The following is a 326-nucleotide window of genomic DNA, read 5'->3' on the forward strand; positions in this document are numbered from 1 at the left end:
TTCGGCTGCTTCCTGATCATGATCATCATCCTTGCGGTGCTGGCGCTGATCGTGGTCAAGGCCCTGGCCGAGAGCCCCTGGGGCATGTTCACGGTACTGGCGACCATTCCAGTGGCGATGTTCATGGGCATTTACATGCGCTACATCCGCCCGGGCCGCATCGGCGAGATCTCGGTGATTGGCGTGGCCCTGCTGCTGGCCTCGATCTGGATGGGCGGGCAGATTGCCGCCAACCCGGCGTGGGCGCCGATGTTCACCTTCACCGGCGTGCAGATCACCTGGATGCTGGTGGGCTACGGTTTCGTCGCTGCCATGCTGCCGGTCTG

General features: G+C 63.5%; 1 protein-coding gene. It reads left to right on the forward strand.

The window, feature by feature from the left end:
* On the forward strand, positions 1-326 hold a 326-nt coding region (locus tag ACCD02_RS32695; protein WP_413310718.1), incomplete at both ends, for a carbon starvation CstA family protein.

Origin of the sequence: Pseudomonas sp. Pseusp88 (assembly GCF_047303955.1) — a bacterium.
GTDB lineage: Bacteria > Pseudomonadota > Gammaproteobacteria > Pseudomonadales > Pseudomonadaceae > Aquipseudomonas.